The organism is Paralcaligenes ginsengisoli (assembly GCF_054781135.1).
The window spans coordinates 58,210-82,292 of record NZ_BAAGUZ010000006.1 but is presented as its reverse complement, the minus strand read 5'-3'; the positions used below and the strand labels follow the sequence as shown (position 1 = coordinate 82,292).

Annotated in this window: 21 protein-coding genes; 16 read left to right on the top strand and 5 right to left on the bottom strand. The window is 59.4% G+C overall.

Features of this window, described 5'->3' with window-relative positions:
- Position 1: 1 nt before the first annotated feature.
- From phnL to phnP, 4 genes are read left to right on the top strand one after another with little or no spacing between them, the layout of a single operon-like run.
- The gene (gene phnL / locus ACYVIS_RS04675) at positions 2–706 is read left to right on the top strand and encodes a phosphonate C-P lyase system protein PhnL (RefSeq protein WP_232743361.1); all 705 of its coding nucleotides are present in this window, start codon (positions 2–4) and stop codon (positions 704–706) included.
- Positions 696–1,841 carry an alpha-D-ribose 1-methylphosphonate 5-triphosphate diphosphatase gene (locus ACYVIS_RS04670; RefSeq protein WP_232743360.1) on the top strand — a complete coding sequence of 382 codons (1,146 nt, stop codon included), beginning with the start codon at positions 696–698 and terminating at the stop codon, positions 1,839–1,841. Before phnL ends, ACYVIS_RS04670 begins: the two co-directional genes overlap by 11 nt.
- Complete coding sequence (phnN, locus tag ACYVIS_RS04665; protein WP_232743359.1) at positions 1,841–2,410, top strand: phosphonate metabolism protein/1,5-bisphosphokinase (PRPP-forming) PhnN; 570 nt, start codon at positions 1,841–1,843, stop codon at positions 2,408–2,410. Before ACYVIS_RS04670 ends, phnN begins: the two co-directional genes overlap by 1 nt.
- On the top strand, positions 2,401–3,174 hold the full coding sequence (phnP, locus tag ACYVIS_RS04660) for a phosphonate metabolism protein PhnP (protein ID WP_232743358.1): 774 nt from the start codon (positions 2,401–2,403) through the stop codon (positions 3,172–3,174). The genes phnN and phnP overlap by 10 nt, the downstream gene beginning before the upstream one ends.
- Positions 3,175–3,698: 524 nt before the next feature.
- Here phnP and kynU read toward each other — a convergent pair.
- Entirely contained in the window at positions 3,699–4,949 is a 1,251-nt protein-coding gene (kynU, locus tag ACYVIS_RS04655) for a kynureninase (RefSeq protein WP_232743357.1), read from the bottom strand.
- A 1,010-nt stretch (positions 4,950–5,959) separates the two neighbouring features.
- Between kynU and ACYVIS_RS04650 the strand changes: the two genes are divergently transcribed.
- The 10 genes from ACYVIS_RS04650 to ACYVIS_RS04605 all read left to right on the top strand — a co-directional run bounded on the left by ACYVIS_RS04650 (position 5,960) and on the right by ACYVIS_RS04605 (position 15,515).
- Positions 5,960–6,226: a hypothetical protein gene (locus ACYVIS_RS04650; protein WP_232743356.1), complete on the top strand. Its 267-nt coding sequence runs from the start codon at positions 5,960–5,962 to the stop codon at positions 6,224–6,226.
- A complete protein-coding gene (locus ACYVIS_RS04645; RefSeq protein WP_232743355.1) occupies positions 6,223–7,647 on the top strand; it encodes a hypothetical protein in 1,425 nt (474 codons plus the stop codon). The genes ACYVIS_RS04650 and ACYVIS_RS04645 overlap by 4 nt, the downstream gene beginning before the upstream one ends.
- The gene (locus ACYVIS_RS04640) at positions 7,644–8,432 is read left to right on the top strand and encodes a hypothetical protein (protein WP_232743354.1); all 789 of its coding nucleotides are present in this window, start codon (positions 7,644–7,646) and stop codon (positions 8,430–8,432) included. Before ACYVIS_RS04645 ends, ACYVIS_RS04640 begins: the two co-directional genes overlap by 4 nt.
- Positions 8,425–9,153, top strand: a complete 729-nt coding sequence (locus ACYVIS_RS04635) for a hypothetical protein (RefSeq protein WP_232743353.1) — start codon at positions 8,425–8,427, stop codon at positions 9,151–9,153. The genes ACYVIS_RS04640 and ACYVIS_RS04635 overlap by 8 nt, the downstream gene beginning before the upstream one ends.
- A 19-nt stretch (positions 9,154–9,172) precedes the next feature.
- Positions 9,173–10,114, top strand: coding sequence for a Flp pilus assembly protein CpaB (gene cpaB / locus ACYVIS_RS04630; RefSeq protein WP_460873381.1), 942 nt, complete (start codon positions 9,173–9,175; stop codon positions 10,112–10,114).
- Between the two features lie 66 nt (positions 10,115–10,180).
- Entirely contained in the window at positions 10,181–11,641 is a 1,461-nt protein-coding gene (locus ACYVIS_RS04625) for a type II and III secretion system protein family protein (protein WP_232743351.1), read from the top strand.
- Positions 11,642–11,644: 3 nt separating this feature from the next.
- Positions 11,645–13,390: an ATPase, T2SS/T4P/T4SS family gene (locus ACYVIS_RS04620; protein WP_232743350.1), complete on the top strand. Its 1,746-nt coding sequence runs from the start codon at positions 11,645–11,647 to the stop codon at positions 13,388–13,390.
- Positions 13,387–14,232, top strand: a complete 846-nt coding sequence (locus ACYVIS_RS04615; RefSeq protein WP_232743349.1) for a type II secretion system F family protein — start codon at positions 13,387–13,389, stop codon at positions 14,230–14,232. The genes ACYVIS_RS04620 and ACYVIS_RS04615 overlap by 4 nt, the downstream gene beginning before the upstream one ends.
- A 66-nt stretch (positions 14,233–14,298) precedes the next feature.
- Positions 14,299–15,174 (top strand): type II secretion system F family protein, encoded by an 876-nt coding sequence (locus ACYVIS_RS04610; RefSeq protein WP_232743348.1) that lies wholly within the window; start codon positions 14,299–14,301, stop codon positions 15,172–15,174.
- Positions 15,171–15,515: a DUF192 domain-containing protein gene (locus ACYVIS_RS04605; protein ID WP_232743347.1), complete on the top strand. Its 345-nt coding sequence runs from the start codon at positions 15,171–15,173 to the stop codon at positions 15,513–15,515. Before ACYVIS_RS04610 ends, ACYVIS_RS04605 begins: the two co-directional genes overlap by 4 nt.
- 895 nt (positions 15,516–16,410) lie before the next feature.
- Here ACYVIS_RS04605 and ACYVIS_RS04600 read toward each other — a convergent pair.
- The 4 genes from ACYVIS_RS04600 to ACYVIS_RS04585 form a co-directional block, all read right to left on the bottom strand.
- A complete protein-coding gene (locus tag ACYVIS_RS04600; RefSeq protein ID WP_232743346.1) occupies positions 16,411–17,193 on the bottom strand; it encodes a BPSS1780 family membrane protein in 783 nt (260 codons plus the stop codon).
- A 25-nt stretch (positions 17,194–17,218) separates the two neighbouring features.
- Positions 17,219–18,187: a homoserine kinase gene (locus ACYVIS_RS04595; RefSeq protein WP_232743345.1), complete on the bottom strand. Its 969-nt coding sequence runs from the start codon at positions 18,185–18,187 to the stop codon at positions 17,219–17,221.
- 170 nt (positions 18,188–18,357) lie between these two features.
- Complete coding sequence (locus ACYVIS_RS04590) at positions 18,358–19,566, bottom strand: ABC transporter substrate-binding protein (RefSeq protein WP_232743344.1); 1,209 nt, start codon at positions 19,564–19,566, stop codon at positions 18,358–18,360.
- 33 nt (positions 19,567–19,599) lie between these two features.
- Complete coding sequence (locus ACYVIS_RS04585; protein WP_232743343.1) at positions 19,600–20,886, bottom strand: hydroxymethylglutaryl-CoA reductase, degradative; 1,287 nt, start codon at positions 20,884–20,886, stop codon at positions 19,600–19,602.
- A 150-nt stretch (positions 20,887–21,036) separates the two neighbouring features.
- Here ACYVIS_RS04585 and ACYVIS_RS04580 point away from each other — a divergent pair, with 150 nt between their 5' ends.
- Both ACYVIS_RS04580 and dusA read left to right on the top strand, forming a co-directional pair.
- Positions 21,037–22,986: a helix-turn-helix domain-containing protein gene (locus ACYVIS_RS04580; protein ID WP_232743342.1), complete on the top strand. Its 1,950-nt coding sequence runs from the start codon at positions 21,037–21,039 to the stop codon at positions 22,984–22,986.
- 46 nt (positions 22,987–23,032) lie between these two features.
- The gene (gene dusA, locus ACYVIS_RS04575) at positions 23,033–24,034 is read left to right on the top strand and encodes a tRNA dihydrouridine(20/20a) synthase DusA (RefSeq protein ID WP_255696626.1); all 1,002 of its coding nucleotides are present in this window, start codon (positions 23,033–23,035) and stop codon (positions 24,032–24,034) included.
- Positions 24,035–24,083 lie beyond the last annotated feature (49 nt).

Sequence of the window (24,083 nt, the reverse complement as noted above, 5' to 3'; positions counted from 1 at the left end):
CATGAGTAATCTAATTGAAGTTCAGGAACTGACCAAGACATTTACCCTGCATCAACAGCATGGGGTGGTGCTCAAGGTGCTGCGCGCGCTCAGCTTTGCGGTACAGGCGGGGGAGTGCCTGGTCTTGCATGGACGTTCGGGCGCTGGAAAATCCACGTTGCTGCGTACTTTGTACGGCAATTACCTGCCGGCGGGCGGCAGCATACGGATCAGGCATCACGGGGGAATCCGCGAAATGGTCGGCGCGAATCCACGCGAAATTCTGGCCATGCGACGGGCGACGCTGGGCTATGTAAGCCAATTCTTGCGCGTCATTCCGCGCGTGCCATGCCTGAATGTGGTCATGGAACCGGCTTTGGCGCGCGGCTGGCCGCGGCCTCGGGCGGAAGAACGGGCCCGGGCCTTGCTGGCCCGCCTGAATATTCCCGAACGCCTTTGGGCATTGGCGCCCGGCACATTTTCGGGAGGAGAGCAGCAACGGGTCAATATTGCGCGCGGCCTGATGGTGGAGTGGCCGATTCTTCTGCTGGATGAGCCCACCGCCTCGCTGGACGACACCAATCGCCAGGTGGTGCTTGAACTGATTGCCGAAGCGAAAGAGGCCGGTTCGGCCGTGATTGGAATATTTCATGATCGTGCTGTGCGTGATGTCGTGGCCGATCGTTTTCTGGATATGAGTGCCGAGGAGCCTGAATATGCTTGCTGACCAAGTTTATACCAATGCGATGGTCGTGATGGCCGACGAGATGTTCCTCGGTACTGTGACCGTGCGCGACGGGCTGATACAGGATGTCGACAAAGGCATTAGTCATGCCCCGGCGGCACAGGATCTGCAGGGCGACTACCTGATGCCCGGCCTGATCGAGCTGCATACCGATAATCTGGAAAAATACATCAACCCGCGTCCGGGCGTGGATTGGCCGTCCGAGTCGGCCGTGCTGGCCCACGATGCCCAGCTTGTTTCAGCGGGCATCACCACGGTCTTCGACGCGCTGGCCATAGGGGATGTCAATCCCAAGGGAACGCGGCTGTTGCAGTTGCCGGTCATGCTCAGCGCCATTGCCACGGCTCAGGATCAGGGGCATACGCGCGCCGAGCATCGTCTTCATTTGCGCTGCGAGCTTTGCCACGAAAAAACCCTGGACGTATTCAATGACCTGGTGCGGCATCCGCTGGTGCAGCTGGTATCGGTCATGGATCATTCGCCCGGCCAGCGACAGTTTGTAAAAATGGAAAAGTACCGTGAATACTTTCAGGGCAAATACCATTTGAGCAATATCGAAATGAATTCCTTCATCGACCGCCAGCGCGACAATTCACGTCGGTACAGCGACGGCCATCGCCGCGGCATTGTGGAGGTGTGCCGCGAGCGTTCGCTGTCGATGGCCAGTCACGACGATGCGACGGCGGAACATGCTCAGGAGTCCGCGGACCTTGGCATGAGCATCGCCGAATTCCCAACCACATTCGAAGCGGCATCAACCAGCCATAGGCTGGGGCTGAAAGTACTTATGGGTGCGCCGAATATCGTGCGCGGAGGATCTCATTCGGGCAATATTTCCGCAGCGAGCCTGGCCGAGAACGGGGTCCTGGATATCTTGTCCAGCGATTACTATCCGGCCAGCCTGCTGCAGGCGGCCCGCCTGCTGGCCGACCAGGACAATGCCTACGATTTACCGGCCGCCATCGCAACGATCAGCCTGGCTCCCGCCCGCGCGGCGAGGTTGAGCGACCGGGGGGAAATCCGCATTGGCCTGCGTGCCGATCTGGTGCACGTGCGTCCGCGCGACAAGCAGTTCGTGGTGCAGCAGGTGTGGCGCGGCGGCGCACGGGTTTTTTGATGCCCGGCCGCCTGGTTTATGTCATGGGGCCTTCGGGCTCGGGCAAGGATACGGTACTTCTGGGCTTGCAGTCCAGGCTGGATGGCTGTCATCTGGCCCGTCGCATTATCACTCGGCCTGTGGAAGCCTGCGAGGGGCATGCCGCATCGGTTTCCATCGATGAGTTCAATCGGCTGGAGGCCCAAGGTGCCCTGGCCATGGCTTGGCGCGCCAATGGATTGGCCTATGGCATTTCCGGCGGCATCGACGCAGTGCTGGATGGCGGCGGCGATGTGTTGATCAATGGTTCGCGGGCCTATTTGCCGCAGGCACGCGCGCGATATGCGAATTTGCTGGCGGTGCTGCTGACGGTCGATCCGCATATATTGCGGTGCCGACTGCGGGCGCGAGGCCGGGAAAGCGAAGCGGAAATCGATGCACGCATGGCGCGCAACAGTCGGTTCGTGGGCGCGACGGCGGTGGGAACGGCGTCGGCCGGCGGCGTTTTTGTGATTGATAATTCGGGAAATGTCGAGCAGGCGGTTCAGTCGCTGGTGATATTTTTGCAGCAGGCCCGCTTATGCGCTTGACCTTATTGGGTACTGGCAATGCCGGGCAAGTTCCGGTGTACAACTGCCACTGCGCGGCCTGCCGGCGCGCGCGTCGCGACACGCGCTACAGGCGCGGGCCGTGTTGCGCCCTGGTCGAACATGAGGGGCAGCGCTGGCTGGTGGATTCCGGCCTGATGGACCTGGCCGAACGGTTTCCACCGCACAGCCTGAGCGGTATTGTGCAAACTCATTATCATCCCGACCATGCGCAGGGCTTGCTGCACTTGCGCTGGGGGCAGGGCCTGTGCGTACCTGTGCTGGGGCCGCCCGATCCCGTGGGCTTGGCCGATCTGTATCTGCATCCCGGTATTCTGGATTTTTCGAAAAGCCTGCGGCCTTTTGAAACGGTTCAGCTGGGTTCACTGTCGGTGACGGCGGTGCCGCTGGCCCATTCCAAATTGACTTATGGCTATGTATTCACGGGGGGCAAGGTCTGTTTTGCCTATCTGACCGATACGCTGGGCTTGCCGCCCGAAACGCGCGATTATTTGCGGCAGCGGCGCCTGGATTTGGTGGCGCTGGATTGTTCTTTTGCGCCGCAGCCGCATTTGCCGCGCAATCACAACGATCTGACGCGTGCCCTTGAAACGCTTGAGCAGTTGCGGTTCAAACACGCGGTATTAACGCATGTGGGGCACGGCCTCGATGCGTGGTTTATTGCCAATCCGCATGCGTTGCCCGACGGAGTGTCAATCGCCAGGGATGGCGATTTGTTTGAATATGCCATGGCATCGACTGTTTGAATGTGGTTTTGATTATCTGTGTGGATTGCCTGTTGATTGCCTTGTTCGAAGTCAATGGGGTGGCTTTTGTGGGGGCTCGTGAATGCGTGGGGTTGGTTCATTGTGGCCCGCTGTTATTCGCATTCTTTGTTCTTGAGACGCGGGGGTGGCGGCCCAGGCGGGGTGGAGCTCGCATCGTCCGGTCCTGGCTGCGCCAGGACTGCCCGCGGCCGGCGCCTGGATCGGGCGGTCGCGGAACTCGCGTCGTCCACAGCCCCCCGGGCTGTGGACACCCTTGACGCTCAGACAACCGCTCCCTTGCCTCCCGATCCAGGCGCCGGCCGCGGCGGACTCAAGCTCGCTCACCCCGCCTGAGCCGCCACCCCCGCTCGCGTTGGAGTTTTTGCACGATTACACGCCAACGCGGCAATAAGGAATCGCATGAACTCTTGTGCGGCTGCTCGTGGGTTCGTAGAGGTGGGAGCAAGGTCCGCCTCTGCGCCACTGTCCCGTGGTTTCCAAGGCGGTATCTACCGAATCCGTTATCAGGTTACCGCGTCGCGCGGCTGGCTGGCATTGAAGGCCTGCTTATCGAGAATATCCACGAGAATGTCGACGGCATCCCAGACGTCGGCAAACCCCAGGTAAAGCGGCGTGAAGCCAAATCGCATGATTGCCGGTTCGCGATAATCGCCGATGACTCCGCGGGCGATCAGCGCCTGTATGACGGCATAGCCATGGGGATGTGTGAAGCTGACGTGGCTACCGCGCCGTTCGTGCGCGCGCGGGGTGACCAGCGCAAGCGGATGGGCCGCGCAGCGCGTCTCGACCAGATTGATGAACAGGTCGGTCAATGCCAGTGACTTGCAGCGCAAGGCGGCCATATTGGTTTTGGCGAATATGTCCAGCCCGGACTCAACCATGGCCAGCGAAACGATGGCCTGGGTACCGCACAGGGCGCGGCGTATGCCGGGATCGGGCACGAAGTCGGCGCCCATGGTAAAGGGGTTGGCGTGGCCCCACCAGCCGGAAAGCGGGTGGAAAAATTCTTGCTGGTGCTTGGGCGCTACCCAGATAAACGCGGGCGCGCCTGGGCCGCCATTCAGATATTTGTAGGTGCAGCCCACGGCAAAATCGGCATCGGCTTCATTCAAGGCTACGGGCACCGCGCCCGCTGAATGCGCCAGATCCCAGAGCGTCAGGGCGCCATGCGCGTGCGCATGAGCCGTCAGGGCCGGCATGTCCAGCAAGTAGCCGCTGCGATAATTGACATGGGTCAGCATGACCACGGCAACGTCCTGATCGATGGCGGTGTACAAGTCTTCGGGGGTATCGACCAGGCGCAATTGGTAACCGCGGTCCAGCCATTGGCTCAGGCCTTGCGCTATATATACGTCGGTCGGAAAATTGCCGCGTTCGGTAAGGATGATCCGGCGTTGTGCTGTAGGGGCCTGGCCCGCCTGGATCCGCAGCGCGGCGGCCAGGGCCTTGAACAGATTGATTGAGGTTGAGTCGGTTACGACGACTTCGTCGGAACCTGCGCCTATGAGCGAGGCAATCTTGTCGCCGAGCGTGGAGGGCAGGTCGAACCAGCCTGCCTTGTTCCAGCTGCGGATCAGGTCTGTGCCCCATTCCTGTTCAATGACGTGCAAGCCTCGCGCCAGGGCCGCTTTGGGCCGCGCGCCCAGGGAATTTCCGTCGAGGTAGATGACCCCTTCGGGCAGGGCGAACTCGTTTTTCAGATTGGCCAGATCATCGGCCTGGTCCATCAGGATGCAGTCGTTACGGCTAAGCATGGGGATCTCCGGTGATGCGCTGTCGGCACAGGCGCCTGGCCTGGGTTTGATGAAATTATAGGCTTCAGGCAATGGTGTTTTATTGCATAGTGGGGCGGCAATTTCTTATTTAATGTGCTTTCGGGCTGAAATTTCGGAGGATCTTGTCGTTAGGGCATTTTTGGTTCGAGTGTTTATGGGATTCGACGTTTTGGTCGGTTTGGTATTTACGGTTTGGTATTTGAAGACGCCGTTTATCGGGGCTTGGGGTCAGGACCGGCACGGCGTGCTTGATCCGGATCTACCTCGTCCAGGCGGGCGTCGGGCCAACTCACTACGCCGCTGGCGCGGCTCCGTTCAAACAGGGCCCGACGACTTCCCCCGCCTTCCCTACGGTAGCATCCGGCGCACGCCTTACGCCGGTCCTGACCCCAAACCCCGATAGACGGCTGACGTTACGGCTTGCCTGGAATCAATGTGCTTGCATCTACCGTTAATGGGCCTGCATCAATAAAACAGTTAACGTGCGTGCACCCGTACCTTTATCATGTCGCCACATCTACCTCGATTGACGACTCGATGGATCGACGACTGGATGTACTAAAAGCACCCACCGCCTCAACGTAGCCTGTGATTGGCTTAACGCGGCTTCCCCAATGTATACCTCGAGGCATTTCCTCAACGCAAGCCGCAGGGTGGGCGGTGCTGTGCAGTCCGGCGGTAGTCCAGCGCCGGGTGCTGACGAAGGGAAGGCGGGGGCTTTCGGCGGGCCCTGTTTGAGTGACGCCCTGCAGCGCGGGGCGGCGCGAGTTGGCCCGACGCCCGCCTGGACGAGGCAGACCCGGGCAGTCGGGGCGCGTAGCGCCACGACCGCTGGACGTGCCGGACTGCACAGCACCGCCCACCCTGCGGCGTCTTTATAGAAATTAGACATACAACTGCCGCAAAATTACCCAACTCGGTATCTTCGAATTGTTGGCCGAGGCTGCTTGCCCCACACTGAATTCCACGCCTTAAACCGGGAGACCAACATGCGGCAACCCTATTCTAAACAGCGCGGCCAGGGTATGACCGAATACATCATTGTGGTGGCTTTGGTGGCCGTCGCCGCGATAGCGGTTTACCAGCTTTTCGGGCAGGTGGTGCGTTCGCAAACGGCAGCCATGGCCAAAGAGCTTGCCGGTGAAGATGGTTCGGAACAATCTCGAATGGCGCAGTCCGCCGCTGAAGCGGCGGCGGCTCAAACGGCCGCCAAAACCCTTAAATCGTTCACTGGCAACGCCGGGGCCAGTCAATGAGGCCCGGGCCTGATTCAAGAAAAGCCCTTTTACGCCGGGACCTGAAGGCACAGCCGGCCCAGGCCGGCCAGGCACTGGTATTCGGAATGCTGTTGGCCGGGATGGCGATTCTGGTGCTGGTGCGATATTTCTCCACCAGCCAGGTCGCGGCCGCCAAAGCGCGTCAATTGCATGCGCTGGATGCAGCGGCCTATAGCGGGGCACTGGTTCAGGCCCGTGCCTTGAATATGCTGGCGTATCTTAACCGCGCCCAGATAGGGCATCAGGTGGCCATGGCCCATCTGGTAACCCTTGGGTCGTGGGCGGCGTTTGGCGGCGCGCAGGCGCGGCAACTGGGCTCAGGCAATCCGCCAGCCTATCTGATCGCCATGATGTTCGGGCCTGATCATGGCGCCGCGTATCTGGCCGCGCGCGCAGCGGGTGGGCTTGATGCACTGGCCCGCACCGAGGGCGATCTGGCGCATGCCTACGCGGCGCACGATCATATAGTCCAGAATGTATTCGATTCGGTGCAGCAGGAAATCGTAGCCGGGTTGCCCGATGTGCGTTGGGCCGCCATGCAGGCCATACTCGCGCAAAACTACCCCGACCGCACCGACGCGCGCGGGCTATCTGAGCATGCCGCGCAAGAGCAGGAAAAATCCATTTCCCCTGACTCCCGTGCAAATGAACGCTTTGATTTATCAATACTCGACGACAACTGGCCAGGCTTTTTGCAGATGTATTCCGGGCAACAGCGCTTGCGGTCTTTTGTCCTGGAAGTCGCCCGTTTGTACGATTTTCTGGGGCCGCGCAATCATACGGCCAACAGTCCCTGGATAGTTGATGAGAAATGCCCGGCGTTGCGCCACGAATTGCGTCGACGCGGCAATACTGAGCTTGATGCTTATGGACACTGGCAGTCCATCGACACAGAATCCTTTCATGCCTTGCGCTCCAATCGCTGGATTGGCTGTTACTACCGCGAATATCCCATGGGCTGGGGCTGGATTCCGAGCGCCTTGAATCAAAGTGTCGACGGCCCTTATACCAACAGTCCGCCCAACGACTTTGCCGCGCAGGATTTCTGGCGTTGGGTACGCGACGCGACTAATTGGGATATTCATTCCGGCGATGCGAATCCTCTGGCCAACTCTCGGGCTGTGGCGGGCCGTCAGCGCTGGCACGGCGGCGGATTGCCCATGTATTTCGATACCAGTACCCAACAAAGAGGCTTGAGCCTGAAATTCACCGTTGCCTTGAAGCATCCCGGCCCGGGGGATTTAATGGTAAGCACTCAGAGCGCAGCGGAAACTTTTTTTGAGCGCCCTGAACCGCGTGCCGATGGCCGCCTTGAAACCGGCAATTTGTTCCACCCCTACTGGCAGGCGCGATTGGCTACACCCAATTCGACTCATGGCGCGGCAAAGGAGGCGCCATGAATTGGATAGCCCGATCGCAAGGTGAATGTGGCCGCATGCAGCGGGGCCAGGCTCTGGCCGAAGGCCTGGTGGTTCTGTTCGTGCTGCTTTCTGTGTGGGTGGCTATCGGCTGGCTGAGCCGGTTTCAGGATATGGCTTTGCAGGCAACGCATGCCAGTCGTTTTGCCGCGTTTTCGGTAGCCCGCCATTCCGATCTAAGGCCTGCCGCCGATATTCGGCGCCGCTATTTTTCAGGGCCCGCGCATCAATGGAATGATCGACATGGCCGCAGCGTGCTGAGCCTGGAGCAAACGGAAGTTTCCTTGCTTGTCAGGTCCGATACCGCGCTCGATGTCCAGGCCCAGCCAGGAGGCTCACTTGCCGATGCCGTCTCTTTGCGCCAAGGCTGGCGCATTGACGACACAGGTATTGTTCGGGCCATTGTGACTGTTGGTTCCCGTGCTGCCACACAAGATATCGTTCACAAGGCGAATGCTGTCAAGATAGGTTTGAGCGCGTTCGATGGCGGGTATCCCATCCTGACCCGCCATACGGCCATTCTAGCCGGTGCCGGACACGCCTCGAACGACCTCGACGCGCAACACCGGATAGCTGCATCGAAGCTGGGGTGGAGCAATGGCGCGGAAAACTCGTACCGCCTCGGGCGTCATATACAAATGCGTACCCAGCCTCTTGACCGTGCCTGGGGTCGGGCGGCGCTGGAACTCGATTGGCTGACGCCCTGGGCAAGCCATGTTCCCGAGCTGCACTTGACTCGCCTCCCGGAGGCCGAAGCCCATGACTGATTGGATACCGTACGTCATCCGGCATTGCTCAGTTTCGCGGATGGGGAAATATTTCAAGGCGGTTCTTGTATTGACGCTGGCGGCCGCAATAATCGACACGCAGGCCAACGCGTCGATCGACAACAGGCTGAAGCTACTTGAAACGCCGGAATTCATCTGGTCGGAGCCAGAAAAAATTCAGCTATTTGGCGTGCCTGCATCTTGGCGTCGTTTCGCGGCGCCCATGCCAGTCGAAAAAGCGGCCCGAATTTTGTCTAGCCATACACATTTGTTCCAACAAGTGGTGGCGTTCAGGAAAAAAATAATTCTGTTCGGGATGCACGCTGGATGGCACTGGGTAGCCGATCTGGAACCGACGGGACAAGGCTTCCAGGGAACGATTTCGGCTTTGGATGCAAGTTTTCCGCATCTGAGCGAGGCTGCGCAAAATCGCTCGAATCTGGCCGTAGCCTGGGTGCCGATTCAGGCTCGATTGCTCTACAGCGAAAAGACGTTTATGAAAGGTCGCCCGGTAGTACAGCAAATTTATAACGTCGCGTGGCCCCTGGGCAAGTTGAATCTCTATGTGCGTGAGCGTTTGCAGACTTCCGGCTGGCGCGATACATCGGGCCAGGGGCAACTCTTTAATGGCGGTGTTTGGCTGCGCGAGAGCGAGCGCCTCATGCTGATCTCTCATGAAATATCCGGAGGCAGCGCATTGTTCATTCATCATTTTCAATAGTTTTATCTGGGAGCGAAGCATGCGCCTGCCTGTGTTCAACCGTTCCATGGCATTGCTGCTGTTGGCTGTGCTTGCTGGCCTGGGTGCCGCCCTGGCAGCTCGCCAATACTTGGCGGATCGTATTCATCAGCTTGAGGCCGATGCAAGAATTTCAACGGTCTCACGGGTGGTGGCCGCCTACAATCTGCCCTCCGGCACGCGTTTAACGTCCGATCATTTCGCCGTACGCCAGTTTCCCACTGCTGCGGTATCCAGCGATAGTCTCGCTCCCGAACGATTCCAGGAGCTGACAGGCAGCGTTCTGGTTGCGCCTTTGCATGCTGGCGATCCTATTTTGCGTGTGCATACCGCGCAGGCCCAAGTGTCGCCTTTTTCAGGCAAGCTTGGCGAGGGCAGGCGAGCGATTACCATCCCCGTAGATGCCATCAATTCAGTGTCCGGACTGCTCGAGCCGGGAGACCTGATTGACTTGTATGTGTCATTCGATCATCAGCGCCGACGCATTACTGCCCCTTTATTGCAGGGGGTTCTGGTTCTGGCGACAGGGGCTGCGACTCGGCCTGCCAGCGAGACTGCCCGGCAGAGCAACTATTCCACTGTGACGCTCGATACGTCTCCGGAAGATGCAATAAAGCTGGTAGCGGCCCGCCAAGGAGGGAGCATTACCGCCTTATTGCGCCACCCACACGATAGGCGCCCCGATCAAAAGGCAGTTCGCGGCGATTTGGCCAGCCTGTTGGGCGTTAATGAGCGCATCGCGACTGTCAAGACACGGAACGCACCTGTCATCTACGGAAACCAGGCCGCTCGCGGCCTGCCGCGACTGCACCCCGACATTCCCGTGCCAAAACCAGCGAACGGCGTCTTCGACTTGCCATATACCCCCGAACTGGCCAGCGCCTGGATGCGCGCCGGGGGGCTACCGGATCAATCCGATACGCCCTTGGTTTTGCCTCATTGACGCTGGTTTGACCGAACCCTGGGTAAACAGGAGTTTGAGGCGCTGTCTTGGATAGGAACTGAAATCATGAATTTCCGGTCTGTGTGTGTAGCCTGCGGTTTGTTGCTCACTGTGCCTGTGGCTGGCGCCGAGCCGGACACATTGCTGAATTTGCAGGTGGGCGAAGTCAAGGTTCTGGCGGTGCCGGAAGTGGCCCGTGTCGCCGTGGGGGACGGCCATGTGCTCAATGCCGTGACGACTGAAGAAAAAGAGGTCATTGTGTTTGCGCGGCACGAGGGTTCCAGCACTCTGCAGATCTGGTCCGCGAATGGCCGGAAGCATCGCTATCAAGTCGATGTCGCCCCAGAGGGCGCGCGCCAGACCCGGGCCGAGCTGCGTACTGTGCTGGAGCGTATCCCCAATGCGCGGGTGTCGGTGGTCGGCGACAAGCTCGTGGTCGAAGGAGACGATTTGTCCGACAGCGATCGTGAACGCGTCGCCGCGCTCAGCAAGCGCTATCCACAGTTGCTTGACTTTACGAGCCAGGTAGGCTGGGACCGAATGGTATTGCTGGACGTGCAGGTGGTGGAGGTGCCGCGTTCGCAATTGCAAGAGCTGGGGGTGCGCTGGAACACGGCAAGCGATGGCGGCTTGAACGCAGGCCTGGCCTGGGATGGCGGGTCGCGGCAATTCAGCGCCAGGCCGGGTGAGTCGCTCCTGGATCTTCCGTTTCCGGCAAGAATGGCTGCTGGGTATTTTGGGATCAATGCGGTGCTGTCCGCGCAGATCAGGGCTTTGGCGCAAACAGGCTCCGCGGTCGTGCTGGCGCAACCTCAGCTGTTGGCGCGCAGCGGCGCCACTGCTGAATTTCTGGCCGGCGGCGAAGTTCCCTACTCGACGGTCGAAGCCAATGGGGCAACAAATACCGTGTTCAAGCCTTATGGTGTTTCCTTGCGCATTACACCGAAAATCGAACGAAATGGCGCTGTGCGTTCGCGCATTGAAGTAGAGGTCAGTTCGGTGGATCAATCGCTATCGGTGCCTAACGGGCCATCGTTGAAAACCCGGCGGGCGGCCACTGAATTCAATGTCCGCTCGGGCCAGACCTTGGTATTGGCCGGATTTCTGTCGCGCGAAGAGTCGCGCAATACCGACAAGGTTCCCGGCCTGGGCGATATTCCCATTCTGGGCGCTTTGTTCAAGTCGCGGCGTTTCCAGCACAACGAAACCGAGCTTGCCATTTTTGTGACTCCTGTTGTGGTCGCGCCGGACGATCCGGGTTTGATGCAGCGGGTAGCGCAAGGCAGGGCCATTCTCGATCATGTTTTTCCGGATGGCGAGTTGATCAACTCGCCGGTCCATGCGGCTGCAAGATTGCCGCAGGCCCTGAGTGCGTCACATATGAGCTGGGATCCCTATAGCGGCGCAGGTTCCCAATGGGGCCATCCGGAATCTGCGCCACCGTTATCCTCCGGGCTGGCCAGCCCATTGCCTGGTGTGCCACCGGTACGGCGCACCGGCGTCAACCAACATGATTTTCGGGAGTAAACCATGCTGAACCTGGAACTTCGATTCGAAGATGGCACTACCCATGTGAAACAGCTTTCCCCTCCTGTGGAAATCGGCCGCGCTCCTCAGGCAAACTTGAGGCTGGGTACATGGAGAGTGGCCAGGCGTCACGCCCGTATCGACCAGCGTGAATCCGGCCTGTTCCTGGAGGATTTTGGTTCCTTGACAGGCACTCTTGTCAATGGGCAACGGGTGACGCAATATGGGCCTTTGCAACCGGGCGATGAAATTATCGTAGGCCCTTGTCTGATCCATCTGCGCGATATAGCCGAACCCAAAGCCTCTGGTCATGCGGCGGATCCACCCATCCAGGTGGCGGCAAATGATTCGACTGGAAGCCTACCCACATTGCAGGCCCTGGTTCCCTCGGGCGCGCCTACCATTGTTTCTCCGCGGCCCGATACTGAAAACGTTCAGATATCCGTGGCGGCGCTCCTCCATCATCGTCGTCGCCTGCACGCTGCTTTGCTCGAAGCCCTGGACTTGCGCCGGCGCGACGTGGCCAATATGAGCGATACGGCCTTGCGCGGCGAGGCAACGGCGGTACTGGCCGAAATAATCCAAAGCGATCCCGATATTCCCGCATCGGTGAACCGTGACGATCTGCTGATCGACGTGGTCAATGAGGCTGTTGGCCTTGGGCCTCTTGAACCCTTGCTGGCAGATCCTCATATCAGTGAAATCATGGTAAACCGCCACGACGAAATTTTTATCGAATCAGCCGGGCGTCTGGTGCGTCATTTTTCAGGATTCAGCAGTGAGCAGGCGGTCTTGGGGGTCATCGACCGTATTGTGTCTCCTCTGGGCCGTCGTATCGACGAAAGCTCGCCCATGGTCGATGCGCGTTTGAGGGATGGGTCGCGGGTGAACGCCATAATTCCTCCATTGGCGCTGCGAGGAGCTTCTCTTACCATACGCAAGTTTCCGAAAAATCGGCCGAGCATGGACGATTTGATTCGAGTGGGTGCGCTTGACGCGTCGATGTGCGAATTTCTGCGCCTGTGTGTTGGATCGAGAAAAAACATTATTGTTTCAGGCGGCACCGGTTCGGGCAAGACAACCCTGCTGAATGTCCTGTCCAATTGTATTTCCGCGAGTGAACGTATCGTGACCATCGAAGATGCGGCCGAGCTGCGTCTCGACCATGAGCATCTGGTGTCGCTGGAAGCGCGGCCCGCCAATCTTGAAGGGCGCGGCAAGGTCGATATTCGCGACCTGGTACGCAACGCCTTGCGCATGCGGCCGGATCGTATCGTAATTGGCGAATGCCGCGGAAGCGAGGCCTTCGACATGCTTGCCGCCATGAATACCGGCCATGAAGGCTCCCTGACGACCTTGCACGCCAATAGCCCGCGCGACGCCTTGTCGCGGCTTGAAACCATGATACTCATGGCGGGCATGGATTTGCCGCTTGCGGCCGTGCGTGAACATATCGCCGCCAGCATCGATTTGTTGGTGCAGCAGGCAAGGCTAAGCGACGGCCGCCGTTTGATTACCTCGATTGTCGAGGTCACAGGCACGGAAAGCGGCCGCATACAGACGCAGGAGCTTTTTCGCTATCAGGCAGCGCCCGTCAGAGCGTTCATAGGCTGCGGGGTCATGCCGGAATTTTTCTCAAATAATGGCGAATGCCCCCAAGGCCTGGATGCCGCCTTGTTTCACCAGCGCACCGAACTGAACCAGACCGTGGCCTGTTTCGAGATAACCGCGTCGCAGGCCTTGCCATGATTATTCTGTTTTTATTCTGTATCGCGATTGTGGCAGGCGTGGCCAGTTGGCTGGTTCAAGGGTGGTGCAGGCTCGCATATCAGCGTTATCAATCGGCATTTCAACGGGAAGCCAAGGCGCGTTTAAGTGAATTTTTCCTGTTTTTCGATCCGGCACAACTATGGTCGCTCAACCTGATTTTGTGCGGTGGCCTGGCCCTGATCGTTTACATGCTTTCGGGTTCCCTATGGCTGTCGAGCGTTATCGCAGGGCTAAGCCTGATTGCTCCTCAGACTGCCATAGCCGGCTTGCGGCGCCGCCGTCTGACGCAGTTCGACGAGCAGTTGCCGGATTTGATACAGGCGCTGGCGGGAGCACTGCGCGCCGGATCCGGAGTGCAGGCGGCGTTGAGGCATATTGTGGTTCAGGCGCCCACACCCTTGGCCCAGGAGTTCGGCTTGATGCTGCGCGAGCAACGCATGGGTGTTTCTTTCGAGCAGGCCTTGGCCGCACTGTATCGACGCGTGCCAACAGAAGGCACCGGACTGCTGGTGTCTTCGCTGAGCATTGCGGTTCAAAGCGGTGGCAATCTGGCTGAAACGCTGGAGAGAATCGCCGCTACCCTGCGGGCTCGGCTTCATCTGCTGGCTCGGGTGCGGGCCTTGACCTCGCAGGGAAAATTGCAGGCCTGGGTCATGGCGTGCCTGCCTTTTCTTCTGGCGTTGGCGCTGGAGGCAATCGACCCCGACTCCATGGCTTATCTGTGGCATACCCGCGCGGGTTGGGCCGTGATCGGCGTCATTATCGGACTGGAGTTGCTGGGTGTCATGTTCATACGTCGCATAGTCAGTATTGAAATCTGAGCGGCGGCAAATCAATTGGCGGCCCAAGGCACCATGGCATAGGGTCTGGCAGTTAAAGGAGCTCAGATGTGGTTCTGGTTCAGTTGTTTGGCGGCGGGGGTGTCTTTGTGCCTGTTTTGCTGGGTGATCACCCATCCGCTCCGCTTGCGCCTGCAGGCGGCAAGCATGTATTCGAACCATGCAGGTTTGAAGCTGATCCTGCCTTGGGTGCTGGTTCTGGCCGCGGCCTGCCGTCCGTGGATTTCATGGCAATTGCGCAATACGCTGGCCAGGCAGATCCAGCGGTCGGGTCTGGAGCCGGTGTGGAAGGCCGAGCACATTGTGGCGATGCAGATTCTGGCTTTCCTGTGTCCTGGAGCATCGGCGGGCCTGGCCCTGGCTGTCTATTTTCTGCTGGAGCCTGTGCATGGCCTGACGCTGAGCCTTTGCCTGGGCGGGCTTTGCGCGTGGTGGCCGCGCCGTAGCTTGCGGGACCAGGCACGGGCCCGGCAGCGCTGGATGCTGAGGGAGTTTCCGTTCCTGCTCGACATGACAACCCTGTGTGTGGAAGCGGGCCTCAATTTGCATGGAGCCTTGCAGCAGGCAGCCGCAAATGGTCCCTCGGGCCCTTTGCGGCAGGAGTTGCGCCACGCTTTGGCCGACATGCGCGCCGGCATGGCGCGGTACGAGGCCCTGCAGGGCCTGGCCGACCGCACCGATATGCCCGCAATCCGTCAGCTAGTGGTGGCGCTGAGTCAGGCCGATCAATTGGGCATGAGTCTAGGGCCTTTGTTGCGCGCGCAGTCCGAGCAGCGCAGAACCGAAAGGTTCCTGCGGGCGGAAAAGCTCGCTCTGGAAGCCCCTGTGAAAATGTTGTTCCCCATGGTGTTCTGCATTTTCCCTTGTACTTTCTTGATTATCGGCTTTCCGATTGTGATCAAGCTTGTGGGGGTGGAGATTTGAATTCCGAGCCTGAGTCACTGCAGATTTTCCAGGCGTTCGGTTATTGCGACCGGCTACGCGGTTTGCACGCGTATCCGGAACTGGTCGGGCACCGCGGTTTGTGGCTCAAGCCCTGCAAGGCAATACATACGTTTGGCTTGGCTTATGCCATCGATGCCGTATTTCTCGACCAGGATTTGCGTAGTCTGAAATGTGTTGAAAACATGGCTCCCAATCGCATTGCCTGGTGTCTTGGTGCCCGGTCTGTTGTGGAATTGCCCGGCGGCTATTGCGCGCGCAATTCGAGCGGCGTGCAATGGCTGCGCCACGCGCTGTTGCAAAGCGGGCTGTTTGTGCGATAAAGCGGATTGTCAGAGAGCCTCGCACGTCCGCATGCTTATGGAGGTTTATGGTGCATTTTTGGTTCGGGTGTTTATGGGATTCGGTGGGTTGGTATTTACGTTTTGGTAGTTTTGGTATTTAAAGACGCCATCTATCGGGGCTTGGGGTCAGGACCGGCACGGCGTGCTTCATCCGGATCTACCTCGTCCAGGCGGGCGTCGGGCCAACTCACTACGCCGCTGGCGCGGCTCCGTTCAAACAGGGCCCGCCGAAAGCCCCCGCCTTCCCTACGGTAGCATCCGGCGCACGCCTTACGCCGGTCCTGACCCCAAGCCCCGATAGACGGCTCACGTTAGGGCTTGCCTGGAATCAACTTGCTTGCATCTACCGTTATGGGCCTGCACCCATAGAACCGTTAACGTGCCCGCACTCATGCCTCTATCACGTGGCCCCTACACCACGATGTGCCAAACCCTGGATTTACTATGCGCCCGACGTCTCACCGTAGCCTGTGATTGGCTCAACGCGGCTTCTCCAACGTCTCTCTCTATGCATTGCCTCAACGCAAGCCGCAGGGTGGGCGGTGCTGTGTAGTCCGGCGGTAGTCCAGCGCCGGGTGCTGACGAAGGGAAGGCGGGGGCTTTCGGCGGGCGCTGTCTGAGCCCGGCCTCGCGAGGCCGGGCGAGTTCGCCCGACGCCCGCCTGGACGAGGCAGACCCGGGCAGTCGGGGCGCGTAGCGCCACGACCGCTGGACGTGCCGGACTACACAGCACCGCTCACCCTGCGGCGTCTTTATAGAACTACCGTCCAAAGTACAAAGTAATAAGCTAAAACCTGAACGAACGGCTCAAAAATAATCGACTAAAACACGTTCAGTGCCGTAAACGCCTGAACCAAACATGCCCTAGTGCGCTTTAGGAGGCCCGCTCCGGTGTAGGATAATTGGCCCCGAACACGCTGATATAGGCCGGGTAAAAACTGCAATACAAGATGGCCGCGACGATAATATTGACCGGCGTCAGCATGACTTGAACCAGGCTGTCCGCCATCCCCATGTCGACCATCAGATTGCCCAGCAGCTGTATGGACAGGAATACGGCGCCCCAGCTCAGGCCGTACAGCAGGAACGGCCATTTATTGCGCCAGCACGCCACCATTGAGAAGAACAGGGCCTGGGTCAGTTTGATCTTGTGCCAGCCCACCAGGGCCGGTGCATGCCAGAACAGGGCCGAGATCACGATATACATCAGGGCAAAGGTAATGAACGGCCCGCGTACGGCTACCATCAGCGCGGCTTCGTCCACGGCGGTGCCTGTGCCTATCGCGTCCATGATGCTGCTCATAAAGGGCAGAGTAGCCAGGAAGCCTCCCGCCAGGCAGCAGGCCAGGTACGCCAGGCCCAGCCGGATCAGGCGCTTGCGGCTATCGGTGTTGCGCAGCGGCTCCAGCCACATGGGCAGCAGCATACGCTCGCCGGTGGCGATATGGCGGCAGGCGCACAAAGAGATAAATGTCAGCAGCGGCATGGCGGCAATCAGCGTCATTTGGCCCAGCAGCGGGATCAGGTACGCGACCGTAATGAAAAACCCTGTCATCAGGCTCCAGAAGAACAGGGGCATGGGTTGGAGCCGGAAAAGCTTGGCCCCGTCCTGTATCCATTGCCAGCCGGCGATGACGGGAAGTGTGGCTGCTTGCATAGTGAGTCGGGTTTCCGGTTGTGGGTCAGGGCAGGGCAATGGATACGGCCTTGCGTCGTTCGCGCAAAATGCGTTCGAAATGGCGCGGGTCGTGAGGTTTCAGGGTTTGCGCGGGCCGGGGCAGGAAGAAGTCGTACAGACGCGAGACCCAGAAGCGCAATGCGGCCGCCTGCAGGATCGTGGGCCAGGCGTGCTGTTCGGCCTCGTGAAATGGCCGTACCGCGGCGTAGGCGCCCAGCCAGGCGCGCAGCCTTTCCGCATCGAATACGCCCGTGGTCTGTTCGACGCACCAGTCGTTTACGCTGACGGCCACGTCGAACAGCCAGCTGTCCCAACCGGCAAAGTAGAAATCGATGAAGCCGCCCATTTTGGGCATGTCGAATGTGCCATCGAACAATACGTTGTCGCGAAACAGATCGCAATGGGCGGGCCCGAAAGGCAATTGTCCATGGATGTCGCTACTGGCAAAACGGATCTGTTCGGCCAGGGTTTCCTGGATCAGCGTGCTTTGATCCGGATTCAGGAAAGGCAGTATCAGAGGCACCGTGCGTTTCCACCACGCCAGGCCGCGCAGATTGGGCTGCTCGATCTGGAAAGACTGGCCGGCCAGATGAGCGCGCGCCAGGGTTTCGCCGGCCAGCGCGCAATGCACGGGGCCGGGTGCGGGTTCGTAGCCGCCGCGCAGGCGCGTGACGATGGCGCAAGGCTTGCCGTGCAGGGTGGTCAGGCGTTCTCCGCTGCGCAGAGTCTGGGGTTGGGGCACTGGAATGCCGTGCTGGGCCAGATGGTGCATCAGTTCAATATAGAACGGCAATTGCTGGGCGGTCAGCACTTCGAAAATGGTCAGGACGTATTCGCCCTGTGTGGTGGTCAAGAAGAAATTCGTGTTTTCGATGCCGGCGGTAATGCCGCGCAGGGAGATCATCTCACCCAGGGAATACCGGGCAAGGAGGTCGCGCGCGTCGCTGTCGCTAACAGGAGTAAAAACGGCCATGGGCGGGTAAGACTCTAGGGTAGATAAAAACAAAACGCCCGGGAGGGCGGGCGTTTGATTTTAGACCAGGTTGGCTGCTTGCGTGTTCGGGCGCCATTTCCAGAGGGCAAAGCGCATTTCCGGACGCTTCGCATGGCCCGCCCTGGTTCGAAGGCGGGCCATGCGAAGGCTTATTTTTTAAGCAGCGAGCATTTCGAATCGGCGACTTTGGTGAAGGCTTCTTCGCCGGGTATGGTTGCGACTATTTTCATATAGTCCCAGGGTTTCTTGGATTCGGCTGGAGTCTTGACCTGCATTAAATACATATTATGAATATAGCGCCCATCCTGGCGGATGTAGCCGCTGTTGTAGAAGTCGCTGATTTTCATTTTTTTCAATTCAGCCATGACCTTGTCGGTATCCACGCTCTTGGCCGCGGCCACGGCTTTCAGATAAGTCGAGACGGCTGAGTAGTCCGCGGCCTGATGGGTGCTGGGCATTTTTTTCAGCTTCTCGTAGAAGCGTTTGGCAAATTTACGCGAAGCGTCGTTCATGTCCCAATACCAGCTGTCCGTCATGAGCAGGTGCTGCGCGGTGGCCAGGCCCAGGCCGTGGATATCGTTGATGGTCATCAGCAGGCCGACCAGCTTCATGGACTTGCTGATACCGAAATCGTTGGCAGCCTTGATCGAATTGATGGTGTCCGACCCGGCGTTGGCCAGCCCAAGCACCTGTGCCCCGGATGCCTTGGCCTGCAGAATGTACGAAGACATATCGGGCGAGTTGGGAGGATGCTTCACCGAACCGACCACCGTGCCGCCATTGGCCTTGATGACGGCGCTGGTATCGGCTTCCAGCGAGTGTCCGAAGGCATAGTCGGCCACCAGGAAGTACCACGATTTTCCTCCCTGCTTGATGACGGCCGAGCCTGTGCCTTTGGCAAGCGCCACCGTATCGTATTCGTAATGAACCGTGTAGGGAGTGCAGTCTTCGTTGGTCAGGCGGGCCGTGGCCGCGCCGATGTTGATATAAGGGATCTTTTTCTCGGCAATGATGGTGTTCATGGCCAATGCGGTGGCGGAATTGACTCCGCCGACCAGCAGCTTGAGGTGATCGCGGTCTATCCACGAGCGCGCTGTCGAGGCGGCAATGTCGGGTTTGTTCTGATGGTCTGCCGACAAGACTTCTATTTTGCGTCCGAGTACCGATCCGCCGGCGTCGGCCACCGCCATTTTGATGGCTTCAAGACCGCCGGGGCCATCGGTGTCCGCATAGGGGCCCGACATATCGGTGATGAAGCCGATGCGTATGGGTTCGCTGCTGGCCTGAGCGCAGGCCGTGCCGGTAACGAGGCCCAGCGCAAGCGCCAGGGAGCTCAGACTCAAAAGGTGTTTTTTCATTGATGGTCTCCTGATTATGGGTATGCAAGCCCGCTAGGCCTTGCTGCCCTGTTTTAGCAACTCGGCGGCGAAATCCGTGCGCACATCTTTGGCCGCCACCATTTCACGCACGACTCGGTCTATGTCCGTGCCCTTTGCGCCCGCGGCGATGGCAATATTACGGGCATGCAGGGCCATGTGGCCACGCTGTATTCCTTCGGTGGCCAGCGCCCGCAGGGCACCCATGTTTTGCGCCAGGCCGACGGCTACGGCCACTTCGGCCAGTTCTTGCGCTGTCTTGATCTGCATTATCTTCAGCGACAGGCGAGCCAGCGGATGGGTTTTGGTGGCTCCGCCCACCAGTCCGACGGGCATGGGCATTTCCAGTGTTCCGACCAGATCGCCGTTCTGCGCGATCTCCCAGGTGCTGAGCGAGGTGTAGCGGCCCTGGCGGCAGGCATAGGCGTGCGCACCGGCCTCGACGGCGCGCCAGTCGTTGCCGGTGGCGACGATAACCGGATCGATGCCGTTCATGATGCCTTTGTTGTGGGTCGCCGCGCGATAGGGGTCGACGGCCGCAAACGTGTAGGCGTCGACAATGCCGTTTACGACTGTCTCGCCGCTGTAGTGCTGGCTGGCGAGCAGCGCCGGCGCGATCTGTACGCGCGCCCGGGCCAGACGCAGGTCGGCCAGGTTCGACAGGATGCGCAGCCGGACTTTGCCGGCGGTGATTTGTTCGAGGCGTTCGGCCACCGCCTCGGCCATAGTATTGACCGTATTGGCGCCCATGGCATCCCGGACATCGACGAGCAGATGCACGACCACCATGGGGCCGCGTGCGGTGTCGGGGAATACATGCACTTCTATGTCCCGGCAGCCGCCGCCCAGGCCGATCAGCACGCGGTCGCGGCTATTGGCGATATCGATGATGTCCTGGCGGTGATGAAAAATCGCATGCCGCGCGCCGTAGGGATCGGATACGCCCATGATCTGGACTTGCGCACGCATGATCGGGCCGGTGCTGGATGTCTGGAAACCGCCCGATTCCCGGATCAGTTTTGCCATATAGGAAGCGGCCGCCACGACCGATGGTTCTTCCACCACCATGGGTACCAGCACATCTCGGCCGTTGATTTGAAAGTAACCGGCCACGGCGTAGGGCAGCTCGAATTTGCCGATCACATTTTCGATCATGCCGTTGGCGGTATCCAGCGGCAGGGCATCGGCCTGGGAAAGCAGGGCGGCATCCTGAGGAGTCAAGCCGGCTTTGGCAACGATCTGCTCGAGGCGCTGAGCAGGGTCGAGAGATCGGAAATTTGGCAAACGCGAGTCTATAGACATGAATTTTTCTGCGTGAATAAAAAAGGAGAGCCTGGCGGCTTGTCGCTTGGGCTGTCCAAGTATAGATAGGGTGCGTCTGGATTCGATATGTAATAAGCAACCATAAAAAATCTGATCTAATGTTGTTTAATTCTTGATGGAGGCGAATATATGGCATTGCGATGCATGGAGGTTATTGAGCTGCTCTACCGCGACGCCGGCCGGCAGCAGTTTGTTGCCTTGCTCGATGACATAAAGGCTTTGCCCGACGATGACGCCAAAGCCCTCCTGGCCAGAAGCATCGAAATGGGCATCACCATCAAGGAACGCTTCGAATTGCTTCAGCAGCGTGAACGCGGCTTGCTGGCGGTCATTGAAACAGCCCAGGATCTGACCGCGATCACCGATCTCGACCAGGTGTTGCGAGCCATTGTGCAGCGCGCCCGGAAATTGCTGGGTTGCGATATCGGCTATTTGTCGATCTACGACGCAACACAGGGCGATTTTTATGTACGGGCAACCGATGGCGCTTTCTCGGAAAAATTCAAGCAGATACGCGTAGGGCTGGCAGTGGGTATCTGCGGTTTTGTGGCACGCAACAAGGCGCCGTATTCTTCGTCCGACTACGGCACTGACGGGCGTTTTACCCATACTCAATCGATCGATACGGGTGTGCTCGACGAGGGCATCAAATCGATTTTGGGTGTGCCTTTGCTTGCCGGCGAGCAGGTCATCGGCGTGCTGTTCGTGGGCGATCGGTATGTGCGCGCGTACGCCGCCGGGGAAATGTCCATTTTGTCCACGCTGGCGGCGCATGCCTCGGTGGCAATAGGCAATGCGCGCCTGTTTGAACAGGCGCAGGCCGCCTTGCAGCAGGCGAGCCAGACCAATCTGCTTCTGGCCCGGCAAACGGCCGACACCCGCAACGCCGCGGAGGCTCATGAGCAATTGACCTCCCTGGTGGCCAGGGGCGGCGATTTGAAGAATCTGTGCGAGATGGTCGCCGGCATGCTCGGCGGCCATGTAGCCGTGTATGACGAAGGAGAGCAGGAAGTTTGTTCGTCGATCAGTCCCGCGTACCAGCGGCCGGACGACGCCAGGCAACCGTCCGGTCCCCGCTACTGGTTTGAAGATCAGGTTCACGCAGCCTTGGGCCAGAGCCGCACGCTGGGGCGATCTGTGATTGCTTTTGAGCGCCCAGGGCAGGTCTGCCGGGTTTCGGCAGTGACCGGCGGCCGGGGAATGCTGGGAGCCCTGGTCATATGCACGGCGGCGCCGCTTGGCGAGGTAGCCATCAGGGTTTTTGAGCGAAGCTCGATGGTGACCGGAGTGGTGCTGTTGTCGCAAGAGCGCCGGGAGTCTGCGGCATTGGCAGAGCTCCCTCTGTTTTTGCGCAGCTTGGTCAGCCCCAATCAGCGCGATGTGGCGCATTTACCGGATCAGGCCGCGCGTTACGGCCTTGATTTGTCGCAGTCCATTTGCGTGACCGCTGTCGAGTCCGACCGCGACCGCAACAGTTATATCGTGAAGCGGCTCAGTGCCGAGTTTAAAGCTGCCGGCCTTGTGTTTGCCGAAATGGATGGCCTGCTGGTTTTCTTCGGCGGTGTCGAATCCGCGGACCGCTTGCCACAGTCTTTGCCGCCATTTTTCGCCAGGCATTTGCGGCTGCCCATGACGGGGGTGATGTCGACTCCGGTACACTCTGCCTCTGAATTGCCGCGGGCTTACCAGGCTGTCCGGCGCTGCCTTGGTTTTTTACGGCTGCTGGATCGCAAGGGTTCCATTTTCCTTGAACGGGAATTGTCGCTTTATTCGGTTTTGTTTGAAAAACAGGGCAGGGAAGATATTGATTCGTTTCTTGTCTCGGCGCTGGGAGCACTGTATAGCGGCGACGATGCGCGGCATGCGGAACTGGCGCGTACGCTGCTGGAATATCTCGATTGCGGTCATAATGCCCGCTCGGCGGCGAAAGCCCTGGATATTCACATTAACACCTTGCGCCAGAGGCTGGATGCCATCGATGCCATGCTGGGGCATTGGCGCAATACGGCACGTGCCCTGGAAGTCCATATGGCGCTGCGTCTTTGGCGTCTGAGCAGGGGGCAGAAATTTTTCGCCTGAATCCCAGGAACACTCTGTAATAATATTTTGATGCATTTTTCTGAACATGGAAGCTGAACCAAACCGAAATCCTGCTCCCGCCGACTGGCGACTCTGTGTCGCTCCCATGATAGACGTGACGGATCGGCATTGTCGTTTCTTCCATCGCCTGCTGGCGCCGCGCGCACGCCTGTATACCGAGATGATTACCACAGGCGCCTTGCTGCACGGCAATGTTGCGCGCCACCTGGATTTCGATGCGTCCGAACAGCCGGTCGCATTGCAACTGGGCGGCAGCGAGCCCGAGGCTTTGGCCGATTGCGCCCGCCTGGGACAGCAATGGGGCTACGACGAAATCAATCTGAACTGCGGTTGCCCCTCGGAGCGGGTGCAGCGCGGGGCCTTCGGCGCCTGCCTGATGGCCGAGCCCGATCTGGTGGCCGATTGCATCAAAGCCATGCAGGATGCGGTGTCAATCCCCGTTACGGTCAAGCACAGGCTGGGCCTCGATTACGAGGATTCCTACGAGTTTGTGCGCGATTTCGTGGGCAGGCTTCATGCCGTCGGGTGCCGAGTGTTTATCGTGCATGCGCGCAACGCCGTCTTGAAGGGCCTGTCGCCCAAGGACAATCGAGAAAAGCCGCCTTTGCGCTACGAGTATGCGGGCCGGCTGAAGCGTGATTTTCCGGATTGCCGGATAGTGCTGAATGGCGGAATTGTCGAGTCGCCCCACGCGGTGGCTTTGCTGGAGCAATTCGATGGCGTGATGCTGGGGCGGGCCGCCTGGCATAACCCTGCCATCCTGTCGGATATCACGCGCTTGATCGATCCGCATGCCGCCCTGCCCGAGCCGGCGCAGGTGGTGCACGCCATGAGGGATTACGCAGCGCGGGAAATAGGAAAAGGTGTGCCTCTGAGGATGATAGTGCGCCCGATGCTGGGCTGGGTCGGCGGCCGCACCGGTGCTCGCCATTGGCGCCGTACCTTGTCGGACCCAAAAGTGCTCGGCGGCAATGATCCCGAAACTATCGAGCGCGCCTGGTCTGACTTGACGATGCGGGTGGAATAGCTTCAAGACAAGTGCCACGATAGTGTGGCACTTGTCTTGAGCACGGCGT